The following is a 12,247-nucleotide window of genomic DNA, read 5'->3' on the forward strand; positions in this document are numbered from 1 at the left end:
GTCGGCGTCCTCCATTCCGGAAGTGCTTCATTCTTGATATAAACCATTCCCAAGTTATAAACTGCACGGTTGCCCGTGTGGATATTTTGGTGATCAGGGAAGAGTGTGCCATTGTACACCTATGCAAATCCAAAATTATCGTGGCAAGATCTCCGGTCCACTTTTAGATCGGTTTGATTTACATGTCGAGGTTCCAAGGCTGAATTATTCTGAGTTAAAAGACGGGGATGGGAATGAGTCTTCCATTGTAGTCAGGGATCGAGTTATGGCAGCCCGTCAGAGACAATGGGCTCGACTAGGACCAGCAAAAACGAATGCTGAAATGACGGCTAAGGAAACCAAAGAATTTACTAAGTTGACACCAAGTGGAGAGTCCCTCTTACAGAAGATTTTTGATAGCCAACATCTTAGTGCCCGCTCCCACGATCGGATTTTAAGGGTTTCCCGAACGATTGCTGATTTAGGCGGTTGCTCAGACATTCTTCCAGAGCATCTAGCTGAAGCAATACAGTATCGTGCTTTGGATAAACGGTTACAAGTATAGCATAATCTACGAACTAAGAGAGCATCCTAAACTGGTCAATACAAACGCGGAGGTGAAAGGAAATGTCGCTAGTTCCTAAAGAACCATTGCGAATGTTGGATCCTTTTTGGAACGAGATGGATCGGTTTATTCGAAAAGGTAAAGAAGAGCTAACTAATGGGCCATTTCGAGTGGATATCGAGGAAACCCAGTCAAAGGTGATGGTGACTGTCGAAATTCCGGGAATTGAGAAATCAGAGGATTTAACTATTGCCTTGGATGAAAATCGACTGATGATTGAGGGAGAAATTCGAAAAATTGCCCACGAAGATGAAAGCTTTGCTCGACACTCAGAACGGTATTATGGGAAATTTTCAAGGGTGTTGACTCTCCCTGCATTGGTCAAGACTGATGGCGCTCACGCGGGTTATCGTAATGGGCTTTTGACGCTAAGTTTTTTAAAGGATGATCATCCAGCAGCACGCTCTATCGAGGTAGATTTTCACTAACAGTTCAGTTAAGCAAGAGAAATTAATGAAGCAAGCAACAAAAGAGAGAGCGAAGGTCGACCTTGTTTTGGAGACCCTCGCTTTTGAATATTTATGCAATATTTTTCAATTACTAGAATTACTCTTAAGTCGGAAATGCTCACACTTTGGCAGGTGCGAGTATTATATTAAACGATATATGGAACGCTTAGTTAAAATAAAGGTGTAACAAACTTGAAAACAAGTTTGTTACACCTTTGGTAAAATTTGTTTACAGTTTGACTAACGATTTACGTCATGTTACTCCCAGGGAGATTACGCTCCGCCAGTTCGATAGCCATTTTCACCATGTTACCACAGTCCCTTGAAGAAACTCCTCCAAATCCTTCTTGTTGAAGGGTCCCTGCAAAACCTAACTCTTGAGCAATTTGTTCTTTTAACTGGTAAGACATAATGCTATTTCGTCGTCTTGACATGTGGAATCCTCCCTTCGAATGGTAGTTTCTTTCAACAATACTGTTGATGAAAGTGTTATTAGTATAACTTTTTATTGGGACAGTATGTAATGGAGTCGCGAATTTTGATGGAAAATAAGGAATAAATAACTGTTTTTAAATGAATAATGTATTACGTGAGAAAACACTTGACTTCATAGAGCGGACATTCTATAATCTCAATCAATACTACATTAATAATGCGATGATGGAAAAGTCCAATGTACGGATTCTAAGAGAACCGACGGTTGGTGCGAGTCGGTGAATCAAACATGGGATTCCATTCCGGAGTATCCGATGATGAATCGTGACGGGTTTCGCCCGATACAGCGTGTTAAAGTTGGCTTTTAAAGCAACATGGGTGGCAACGCGGGATAACCTCTCGTCCCTTTTAGGGACGAGGGGTTTTTATAATTTGGCGTGACTTGTTGTTCTTATGGTCTAAACTGGGTGGCACCGCGGAAATTCCCGCCCCAAGAGATTGGGGTGGGTTTTGTATTTTTTAGGGCAGAGAAGGGTGGAGGAGGATGTTTTAGAACGGCTAAAGTGTGCATTTGAATGTTTAGGAAATGGATGGATTTACGTGGGATGAAGTATCCCAAGAAAACATGATGGAGGGGTAACAATGAAAATTCTTGTTAGCGATAAAGTTTCAGATCAAGGGGTCGAGATATTACGACAAACACACGAGGTTGATGTTAAGCACAACTTGACCCCAGAAGAACTTATAGCTACTATTCCACAATATGATGCCTTGGTTGTCCGCAGTGAGACGAAAGCCACGAGAGCAGTGATCGAGGCAGCAGTGAATCTCAAGGTGATTGGACGGGCCGGCGTCGGGGTGGATAACATCGATATCCAAGCGGCTACAGAAAAAGGAATTATGGTTATTAATGCACCAGATGGAAACACGATTGCCGCCGCAGAACACACTATGGCCATGATGCTCTCTCTAGCCCGGAACGTCCCGCAAGCACACCGTTCTATGAAAGAGGGAAAATGGGAGCGTAGTAAATTTATGGGTGTAGAAATGCGGGGAAAAACATTAGGGGTTATCGGGCTAGGGCGCATTGGCACCGGCGTTGCCAAACGAGCACTCTCTTTCGAGATGAAAGTTTTGGCGTATGACCCGTTTATCAGTGAGGAAAAGGCTGAAGATTTAGGAATTGAGCTAGCCGAACTGGATCTGATTTTTGCTCAGGCGGACTTTATCACCCTCCATATGCCCCTTACAGCAGAAACTAAGCATCTATTAAATGAAGGGGCTTTCGCGAAAATGAAAAAAGGGGTTCGTATTGTTCAATGTGCGAGAGGTGGCTTGATTGATGAAATTGCCTTAGTTAAGGCTATCGAGGCAGGAGTTGTGGCTGGAGCTGCTGTAGATGTTTTTGAAAAGGAACCAGTTGTTGCAGATAATGCTCTTTTGAAGTTGGAAAATGTCATCATGACACCGCACCTAGGGGCTTCAACGAAAGAAGCACAGGTTGGAGTTGCAGTTGATGTGGCGGCAGGGGTATTGGCTGCTCTCAATGATGAGCCAGTGACTACAGCCGTCAACATGCCGCCTATTCCCCAGGGAGTTATGCAGTTGATCAAACCTTACTTTCAGCTTGTCGAGAAGATGGGTACGTTGGCAGTTTATCTATCGGATGGGCGAATTCAGACGATTGAAGTGGAGTACAAAGGGGAGATCAGTGAGGTTGACAGTAAGATGTTGACAATTGCTACTCTGAAGGGGGTCTTAAACCCTATCCTTCAAGAATCTGTCAACTATATTAATGCCCCAACTGTGGCAAAATCCCGGGGTATTAAAGTTCGAGAAGTAAAAAGCCAAGAGACTGAGCATTTTGCTAATCTAATCAGTGTACGTCTCCGAACAGATAAAGGAGAGCATCGGGTAGCGGGCACACTTTTTGGTGAAGAAGCTAGGATTGTTATGATCGATGGGTATCGTGTGGATGTAACTCCCAGAGGATTGCTACTCATTGTTCCTCATAACGACCATCCAGGAATCATCGGCGCTGTGGGAAGTTTGTTGGGAGAAAAGAAGATTAATATTATGAGCATGCAGGTTGTGCGAACGGAGGAAATGGGCAAAAGTATTATGTTTTTAGAGGTTGAATCCGATATCTGTAATGATTCATTGTTAAAAATCAAGGCGTTGAATGGAATATTCGGTGCCAAGCTGGTGAATTTCGATGGTCAATGAAAGGCCAGAGCAGGATCTTGAGATAAAGGTAAACGAGAGGAAATCGTCGATGACGAGATTCATCTTGGTACGGCACGGTGAAACCATTTGGAACCACGAAGGGAGATATCAGGGGCAAATCGATACACCGCTTAGCCCAGTAGGGCTCAAGCAGGGAAAGCTTGTGGCTGAAGCCTTAAAAGATGTGCCTATAGATGTGGTGTATGCCAGTCCCTTATCACGATCCTATGATACTGCCGTGATGTGTGCGAATTTCCATGGACTTAACGTTACACAAGATGAACGGTTACTGGAAATCAATCATGGAAAATGGGAGGGTCTTTATGCCAGTGAAATTGAAGCCCTCTATCCAGATCTTTTGAAGCGCTGGCGGACCACGGTAGTTGATGTTCAGATGCCGGAAGGGGAAAACATCGAGGATGTCCGCAAGCGGGCCATGACAGCATTCCAGGAATACGCAGAAAGGCATCAAGGGCAAACCGTCTTGGTAGTCGCGCATGATGCAGTAAACAAAGCCGTTCTCTGTGATATTCTGGAGATTGAGCAGAACCATTTTTGGCAGATGAAGCAAGACAACACATGTATTAATGTCTTTGAATATGATAGTGCAAAATGGCGTTTAGTCCTTATGAATTCCACCGTCCATCTTGGTTTTCTTTTTAGTGGGATTGAACAAAAGGGGTTGTGATTTAATCTGAAGAAGTCCTTCATCAGGCTATCGATGAGGACTTCTTCCTGCGTTGGCTTTTATTTAGAAAGGAGATATAATGTGAGAAAAAAGTAACGGGGTGAACCCTTTTGCCATTATTATTTGGAACTGCTGGAGTCCCGCTTTCCTCAACGGATCGATCCAGTGAAGGTGGGGTACGTCGTATTCAAGAGCTGAAGTTAGATGCCATGGAATTAGAATTTGTCCAGGGCGTGCGCATGGGAGAAGAGAAAGCGAGAAAAATTGGCGCTGTTGCAAAAGAGGAAGGGATTTCCTTAAGCTGTCATGGCCCTTACTATATTAATCTCAATTCTCGTGAGCCAGAGAAAATTACGGCAAGTCGGGATCGCATCATTCATACGGCGCGCATATCGCAAATCCTCGGAGTGCGGAGCGTTATCTTTCATCCTGCCTTTAATCATGATAATTCGTCAGAAGTGGTCTTGGAACGAGTCGTTCGAGAACTCACTATCGTCCGAGAAACGCTCGACGCGGAGGGTATTGATGTTATTCTTCGCCCGGAAACGACGGGTAAGGGGACTCAATTCGGGGATTTGGCGGAAACGATTCGAATTGCCCAAGAGGTCCCTGGGGTTTTGCCATGCATAGACTTTAGTCATCTTCATGCACGGACCAATGGACGGTACAATTCGTATGACGAATTTTGTGCGATCCTCAATGAAACCGCCGAGGGGCTGGGGGATCGTTGGGTGAAAAATGTTCATTTTCATATTTCAGGCATTGAGTATGGACTAAAGGGCGAAAAACGGCATCTTGTCTTAAGGGAGTCCGACTTGCGTTTTGAAGAGTTAATGAAAGCGTGTCATACCTTTGGGGTGGAAGGGTTGGCTATTTGCGAAAGCCCGAACTTAGAAGAAGATGCTCTACTGTTACAACAGACATATCAGGCGCTCGGGTAGGTTACCCCCTCAAACTTTTTCTGAAATAGGAGGCTCTTTCTCTCAATAAGTGGAATATACTGGTAGTTCATACTGGGAGAAAGGAGTTGATCCTGTGGATGAACCTTTAAGATTAGGGTTTGGGCCATATTCTTTAAATCCATATGCCAATCCAAATCAGAATTTCAAACTTAATGTTTCTCAACCTAACAACTATAAATATTCTTGTAAAAGAGAACAGTTAAAGCCCTTTGCCAAATGCGTAGGATCTTTTACGGTTTGGTTATTAGCCCCCGCGGGAATTGGAATAATAGAGCGTCACTGTTAGCCTTTGGTTAACATGGCGAAGATGGGTCTGATCAAAGGCCTAGCCAAAAGGGTATAGGAGCCACAGTAATCTATATTAATCCTATATGTAAAAATTCTAATTTAAGCTTTGTTCCAGACCTTAAAACTGGACAAAGTTTTTTGCTTTTCATGGGATACATTAATGGTCGAAGTCTTATTTGGATTGAAAACTCATTTGATGTTCACAATAAGAGGGGGAGGAATGTTAAATGCATACATTATGGAAAGGATCCATCAGTTTTGGTTTAATTAATGTACCTGTGAAAATGCATGCTGCCACAGAATCTCAAGAGTTTCAATTTAATTATCTCCATAAAGACTGCCATCATCGGATTCGGTCAATCCGGAAATGTCCCACTTGTGATTTAGAGGTTGATACGGCAGATTTAGTTAAGGGATATGAGTATGAAAAGGATCGGTATGTCGTACTTGACGATGGAGATCTTGCATCTTTGGAGCAACCTATGAGTCGATCAATTGATATTCTTGATTTTATAGAGTTAAAGGAAATAGATCCGATCTATTATCAAAAATCTTATTACCTTTCACCAGAAGAAACTGCCCAGAAGGCCTATCGATTGCTTTGTCGGGCAATGGAAGACAGTGGTAAGGTCGCTTTGGCACGTGTCACTATGCGCTCAAAACAGCATCTAGCCTGTCTACGTGTTTTTGAAGAAGGACTGGTTATGGAAACGATGCATTATCCTAAAGAAATTCGCCATATGGATGTAGCTTGGGATCGTGTTGTTTTGACGGACACAGAATTGGCCATGGCTCGTCAATTAATTGATAATTTAGTTCGTCCGTTCGAACCGGAGAAATATCGAGATGAATATCGTGAACAACTAGTGCAATTAATTGAAAGTAAAGTAACTGGAGAAACCCACAAAGTGGAATCTCCAGTAAAAGGAAGCAAAGTGGTCGACCTGATGGAAGCTTTGCGTACAAGTATTGCCATGACAGAAAAGGAAAAGGGGAAATTAAAGGTTAAGGATTCAGCAGTACGGGCTAAAGGCAAAGAGATGGACAGAAAAAAAGAAAAGGGCAAAGATGAAGAAGAGGGTATTGGAGAAAAACCAAAATCTTCTTTGACCCCCCGGAAACGGACAACCACTCGTGCTAAGGAAGCATAGGCATGGATGAACTACAATTTCCAATTAGAGTTATGGAGCCGAAGCGTATTGAGAAACTCCCCGTGGGTGAGTATTTGTATCAAGTAAAATGGGATGGAATGCGATGGGTCGCTTACAAATCCGAACAGGAGATACTATTTCAGACAAAGAGCCAGAAGGTATTTAGGGCACGCGTTATGGCTCGGCGAAATTTTAAATGAGTTAAAACTTAAGTTCCTTGTCAAAACCTCAGGCTCGACTGGGGTTCATATATTACTACCATTGGACGACAGCTTTACCTATGCAGAGGTTCAAAAAACAGCTCAAAGGCCAGAATCCTGCACGCTGGAACGAAGTGTCAAGAACCGTCAAGGGAAGGTTTATCTCGATTATCTTCAAAACGGTAGGGGGAGAACGATGGCAGGCATTTACAGTGTTCGCCCGACACGGTTAGGACACATCTCTACCCCCCTTCTTTGGGAGGAAGTTGTTCAAGGGATTAATCCCGATGATTTCCATGTGCGTTCTTTCCGTGCACGGCTAAAAAAAGTTGGAGATCTGAGTACAATGATGAGTCATGAGAACGATTTTTCATCAATTCTACACTATTTCACTTGAAACAATGAGATTCGACATTTTTTGACGCAGGAGAAGCGCTCGTTTGTCCCGAAAAGGAGGGCAGAGGAGAGTGTGCATCATGGAGATGGAAGAGGAAAAGATAGTTCGCGCGGCATTTCGCACGATTTCAGGCGTTGGAAGCCAACGTTTACGTCAGCTTATAGCTTACTTTGGAAGTGCCGTAAAGGCCTGGGAGGCTTCGTCTAGGAGTTATCTTGAGATCCCTACCCAAGATAAATGGATTAGGGATGTTTTGAAGGAACGACAAACTATTGAGCCGGTTAAGATTCGGGATAATCTGGGCAAACAGGGGATACGAATGATTACACCAGATGAACCAGGTTATCCGTCGTTACTAGCAGAGTTAGCGGATGCACCTCCGCTTCTTTATTATCGAGGGCATCTCAAAGGGAATTCAGAAGTGTTGGCCATTGTGGGCTCGCGACAAGCGACTGCTTATGGTAAATCAGCGGCAAAAGCATTGGCGCGAGATGCCGTGGCAAGAGAAATCGTTATTGCCAGTGGTCTTGCTCGAGGGATTGACACAGCTGCCCATCAAGGAGCTCTTGATAGCGGTGGGGTGACTTGGGCTTTTCTCGGGTGTGGTCTTGACAGAATTTATCCTGCGGAAAACCAGCGCCTTGCAGAAGACATTCTAGAAAAGGGCGCATTAATTAGTGAATTTGCACCGGGTTCCCCTCCGAATGCGGCACATTTCCCAGCTCGTAATCGTTTGATTAGCGGGTGTTCTCGTGGGGTTGTGGTTGTAGAAGCTGCAGAAAGAAGCGGGGCGTTGATCACGGTTGATTTCGCTTTGGAACAAGGACGAGAAGTATTTGCTGTTCCAGGGCCAATTTTCAGTCCTATGAGTCGGGGTCCTCATCATTTACTACGTCAAGGAGCAAAAATCGTGGAGGGGATCGAAGACATCTGTAACGAATTACCTAAATGGTCGATACATGTAGACCGAAATTCGTTGACCAAAGAACCTCTCTCGGAAGAATTGGAGTTTCCTGTTGGTATAGAACATAACTTAATTCTTCAGCAGTTAAGTGATGTTCCACTTCATATCGATCAAATCGCAATTCACTCGACAATGCCCGTATCAAGTATTTCATTAGCCCTATTGGAACTCCAGTTAGGCGGAAAAATTACACAATTACCGGGACAACATTATGTATTAGCCCGAGAGTGCTAGACATACTATGGAAAAAACGTTAAGATAGGGCTTAGTTTTACCAACATTGACCTAAGTTCTATAAAAATAATTTATTTGTGACGTCTAATTGGATAGTATAGGAGATAAATAGGGATAAGATTAAGTATGAGCTACTGGACGGATTATCCAAAAGGGTTATTGAAAAGTGACTTTTTTGATTTATTTGAGGTGAAAATATGTCTAAAACCCTTGTTATAGTAGAGTCCCCTGCCAAGGCAAAATCAATCAGCAAATTTCTGGGAAGCCGTTACATAGTTAAAGCCTCAATGGGACACTTGAGGGATTTGCCGAAAAGTCAATTGGCCGTAGATTTAGAACATGACTTCGAACCGAAATATATTGCGATTCGTGGGCGAGGAGATTTGATCAAGGAACTACGAGCTGCGACTAAAGGTGCTGATAAAGTGTTCTTGGCCTCTGACCCTGACCGTGAAGGGGAAGCAATAGCTTGGCATCTCTCTCATTTATTGGGACTTGCCCTGGATGATAAGAATCGCATTGAATTTCACGAAATTACCAAACAAGCCATACAGGCGGCAATAAAGCACCCTCGTCAGATTGATCGGGATAGGGTGGATGCCCAGCAAGCCCGCCGAATATTGGATCGTTTAGTGGGCTATCAATTAAGCCCTTTGCTCTGGCGCAAAATCAAGAAAGGGTTAAGTGCTGGACGAGTTCAATCCGTGGCGGTCCGCTTAGTCGATGACAGGGAAGAGCAAATTAGGGCTTTCGTTTCGGAAGAGTATTGGACTCTCACGGCTAACCTTCAATCCGCAGGGGGGAAATTTCTTGCAAAGCTTATGAAGAAATCAGGGCAAAAAGTTTCCATTCCCTCTAAAGATGAAATGGATAGGATTATGAGCGAGATCGTGGGAAAAGATTTTCGAGTGACTGATGTTCGTAAAAAAGAACGAAAAAAACTCCCTTCTCCTCCCTTTATAACGAGTAGTCTTCAGCAAGAAGCCCATCGCAAATTAAGTTTCTCTCCGAAACGAACCATGATGTTAGCGCAACAACTGTATGAGGGTCTTGACTTAGGTAAAGAAGGTACCGTCGGTCTTATTACTTACATGCGTACCGATTCCGTAAAGATCGCCGAGGCTGCACAAGCAGAGGCGAAGGAGTGGATTCTGTCACACTTTGGGAACGATTATTACCCTGATGAACCTCGTCAGTTCACCAACAAGGGACGTGCTCAAGAGGCACATGAAGCGATTCGTCCTACTGTAGCATTACGGACTCCTGATTCGCTGAAGGGTGTTTTATCTCGAGATCAATTGCGGTTATATCGTTTGATATGGGAGCGTTTTATTGCGAGTCAAATGAGTGTAGCGGTCACTGATACGTTGACGGTCGATATCAATGTAGGAGACTATTTATTTCGGGCGAATGCATCAACGATTCGTTTTCCAGGATTTTTAGCAGTCTACGAAGAGGGAAAGGATGAAGGTGAGGCAACGGATGAAGAGCAGAGTTCGTTGACGTTATCCGTTTCGCCTGGAGAAAAGCTAGACGTTGTTAAGCTCCTAGATAAGCAGCATTTTACAGAACCGCCCCCGCGATACACAGAGGCATCTCTTGTACGCAAGATGGAGGAAGAAGGAATCGGAAGACCAAGTACCTATGCTCCGACCATCGAAACGATTCAAACAAGGGGCTATGTTGTTAAGGAAGAAAAACAACTAATTCCCACGGAACTTGGAGATATTGTTATTAGCTTACTTAAGGAGTATTTTCCGGACATTTTGAATCTGGAGTTTACGGCTAATTTGGAAGAAAAACTTGATCGGATTGAAGAAGGAATTGCTCCATGGAAGTCCGTGGTTAAAGAGTATTATACACCATTCGCTGTCAACTTGGCTCAAGCTGAAGAGAAGATTGGTAAGGTGAAAATTGAAGATCAGGTCTCGGATGAGATTTGTGAGAACTGTGGACGGAATATGGTGATTAAGATGGGGCGCTACGGTAAGTTCCTGGCCTGTCCAGGGTTTCCGGAGTGTCGAAACACGAAGCCACTCTTTGAAGAAGTGGGTGCTAATTGCCCGAAATGCTCCAAAACACTCGTGGTTCGTCGCTCAAAAAAAGGGCGGAAGTTTTACGGCTGTAGCGGTTATCCTGAGTGTGAGTTTGTTTCATGGGAAATGCCCGCTCCAGACCCTTGTCCGGAGTGTCAGCAATTGATGGTGATTAAATCCTCTAAACGAGAAAAGAAACATGTATGCACGAATCCGGAATGCCGTTTTACTAAAGTGATTGAAGAAGGCTAAATTCGCCTGGTCGTGCATTGAGATAAGGAGCGAATGGATTAATGCAGCATATTACCGTCATCGGCGCAGGACTCGCCGGTTCTGAGGCCGCCTGGCAGCTTGCTGAGCGCGGTGTGATGGTCGACCTATACGAAATGCGCCCGATCAAAACTACCCCGGCACATCATACTGACTGCTTTGCAGAACTTGTTTGTAGTAACTCACTTCGAGGGGCTGGCTTAGAGAATGCAGTGGGGTTATTAAAAGAAGAAATGCGTCGTTTAGGCTCCTTAATTATGAGTGCTGCTGATCATCACGCGGTTCCAGCTGGTGGCGCTTTGGCGGTTGATCGAGTACGGTTTTCCAGCGAGGTTACAGAACGGCTGGAGCAACATCAAAATGTATGTATTCATCGGGAAGAAGTACATTGCCTTCCGCAAGAGGGGATCACCGTGGTGGCCAGTGGCCCATTGACTTCTGATGATCTGGCAAAAGACATCTTGCAGTTAACTGGTGAGGAAGCCTTATCCTTTTATGATGCGGCTGCCCCAATTGTTACTCTCGAATCGGTTAATTTAGACAAGGCCTTTTGGGCTTCACGTTACGATAAGGGAGATGCGGATTATCTAAACTGCCCTATGACTAAGGAAGAGTATGATGCGTTTTATAATGCTTTGCTAGAGGCTGAAGTGGCGGAGGTCCAAGGATTCGAACAGGGTAAGGTTTTTGAGGGCTGCCTGCCAGTTGAAGTAATGGCCAAGCGTGGTCCTCAGACGCTAACATTTGGCCCGTTAAAACCTGTGGGGTTGCTGGATCCCCGAATAGAAAAAAGGTTTTATGCTGTCGTACAGCTTCGTAAGGAAAATCAAGCTGGAACCCTTTTTAATCTAGTGGGTTTTCAAACTCATTTAAAATGGGGGGAACAAAAACGTGTCTTTTCACTAATCCCCGGTTTGGAAAAGGCAGAGTTTGTTCGTTATGGAGTAATGCATCGCAATACGTTTCTAAATGCACCGAAAGTACTTAAAGCAGATTTTAGTTTAAAGACGAAACCATCCCTCTTTTTTGCCGGCCAAATGACGGGGGTCGAGGGATATATTGAGTCTGCAGCCAGCGGGCTTCTAGCTGGCATTAATACTTGGCGGCGGCTGAAGCAGATGGAGACTCTTGTTTTCCCGGCTGAAACGACGTTAGGGGGGCTGGCACGTCATTTGGAGGGTTCTCCTAGTCAAAGTTTTCAACCAATGAATATCAACTTTGGGTTGCTTCCACCTTTAGCAGAACGGATAAGAGACAAACGCGAGAAAAATGCCAAGATTTCAGAACGTGCTTTAGATTCTTTAAGCGAGTTTTGTGCTTGGGAGGATTTGGGGAGGTAAGCT

Annotated in this window: 14 protein-coding genes; 13 read left to right on the forward strand and 1 reads right to left on the reverse strand. The window is 44.2% G+C overall.

Annotated features, from left to right (window positions below; translation table 11 throughout):
• Window positions 1-61 precede the first annotated feature (61 nt).
• A complete protein-coding gene (locus E4K68_RS18320) occupies window positions 62-544 on the forward strand; it encodes an ATP-binding protein (RefSeq protein ID WP_348982876.1) in 483 nt (160 codons plus the stop codon).
• A 62-nt stretch (window positions 545-606) separates the two neighbouring features.
• Window positions 607-1,032 (forward strand): Hsp20/alpha crystallin family protein, encoded by a 426-nt coding sequence (locus E4K68_RS18325; protein ID WP_135380359.1) that lies wholly within the window; start codon window positions 607-609, stop codon window positions 1,030-1,032.
• Window positions 1,033-1,301: 269 nt separating this feature from the next.
• On the opposite strand, the gene E4K68_RS18330 is transcribed toward E4K68_RS18325, so the two are convergent.
• Entirely contained in the window at window positions 1,302-1,487 is a 186-nt protein-coding gene (locus tag E4K68_RS18330; RefSeq protein ID WP_135380360.1) for a small, acid-soluble spore protein, alpha/beta type, read from the reverse strand.
• Window positions 1,488-1,626: 139 nt separating this feature from the next.
• Here E4K68_RS18330 and E4K68_RS20500 point away from each other — a divergent pair, with 139 nt between their 5' ends.
• The 11 genes from E4K68_RS20500 (at window position 1,627) to trmFO (ending at window position 12,244) form a co-directional block, all read left to right on the forward strand.
• On the forward strand, window positions 1,627-1,770 hold the full coding sequence (locus tag E4K68_RS20500; protein WP_158291468.1) for a hypothetical protein: 144 nt from the start codon (window positions 1,627-1,629) through the stop codon (window positions 1,768-1,770).
• Between the two features lie 360 nt (window positions 1,771-2,130).
• On the forward strand, window positions 2,131-3,714 hold the full coding sequence (serA, locus tag E4K68_RS18335; RefSeq protein WP_135380361.1) for a phosphoglycerate dehydrogenase: 1,584 nt from the start codon (window positions 2,131-2,133) through the stop codon (window positions 3,712-3,714).
• A 49-nt stretch (window positions 3,715-3,763) separates the two neighbouring features.
• Window positions 3,764-4,402, forward strand: a complete 639-nt coding sequence (locus E4K68_RS18340) for a histidine phosphatase family protein (protein ID WP_135380362.1) — start codon at window positions 3,764-3,766, stop codon at window positions 4,400-4,402.
• A 110-nt stretch (window positions 4,403-4,512) separates the two neighbouring features.
• Window positions 4,513-5,343, forward strand: coding sequence for a TIM barrel protein (locus tag E4K68_RS18345; RefSeq protein ID WP_135380363.1), 831 nt, complete (start codon window positions 4,513-4,515; stop codon window positions 5,341-5,343).
• Between the two features lie 94 nt (window positions 5,344-5,437).
• A complete protein-coding gene (locus tag E4K68_RS18350) occupies window positions 5,438-5,650 on the forward strand; it encodes a hypothetical protein (protein WP_135380364.1) in 213 nt (70 codons plus the stop codon).
• Window positions 5,651-5,879: 229 nt separating this feature from the next.
• Window positions 5,880-6,803: a Ku protein gene (locus E4K68_RS18355; protein ID WP_135380365.1), complete on the forward strand. Its 924-nt coding sequence runs from the start codon at window positions 5,880-5,882 to the stop codon at window positions 6,801-6,803.
• A gap of 2 nt (window positions 6,804-6,805) precedes the next feature.
• Window positions 6,806-7,003, forward strand: coding sequence for a hypothetical protein (locus E4K68_RS18360; RefSeq protein ID WP_135380366.1), 198 nt, complete (start codon window positions 6,806-6,808; stop codon window positions 7,001-7,003).
• On the forward strand, window positions 6,993-7,400 hold the full coding sequence (locus E4K68_RS21705; RefSeq protein ID WP_348982877.1) for a hypothetical protein: 408 nt from the start codon (window positions 6,993-6,995) through the stop codon (window positions 7,398-7,400). Before E4K68_RS18360 ends, E4K68_RS21705 begins: the two co-directional genes overlap by 11 nt.
• Window positions 7,401-7,479: 79 nt before the next feature.
• On the forward strand, window positions 7,480-8,598 hold the full coding sequence (dprA, locus tag E4K68_RS18370; protein ID WP_135380412.1) for a DNA-processing protein DprA: 1,119 nt from the start codon (window positions 7,480-7,482) through the stop codon (window positions 8,596-8,598).
• 197 nt (window positions 8,599-8,795) lie between these two features.
• On the forward strand, window positions 8,796-10,886 hold the full coding sequence (topA, locus tag E4K68_RS18375) for a type I DNA topoisomerase (protein ID WP_135380368.1): 2,091 nt from the start codon (window positions 8,796-8,798) through the stop codon (window positions 10,884-10,886).
• A 41-nt stretch (window positions 10,887-10,927) separates the two neighbouring features.
• Window positions 10,928-12,244, forward strand: coding sequence for a methylenetetrahydrofolate--tRNA-(uracil(54)-C(5))-methyltransferase (FADH(2)-oxidizing) TrmFO (trmFO, locus tag E4K68_RS18380; RefSeq protein WP_135380369.1), 1,317 nt, complete (start codon window positions 10,928-10,930; stop codon window positions 12,242-12,244).
• Window positions 12,245-12,247: the final 3 nt, after the last annotated feature.

Source organism: Desulfosporosinus sp. Sb-LF, assembly GCF_004766055.1.
GTDB lineage: Bacteria > Bacillota > Desulfitobacteriia > Desulfitobacteriales > Desulfitobacteriaceae > Desulfosporosinus.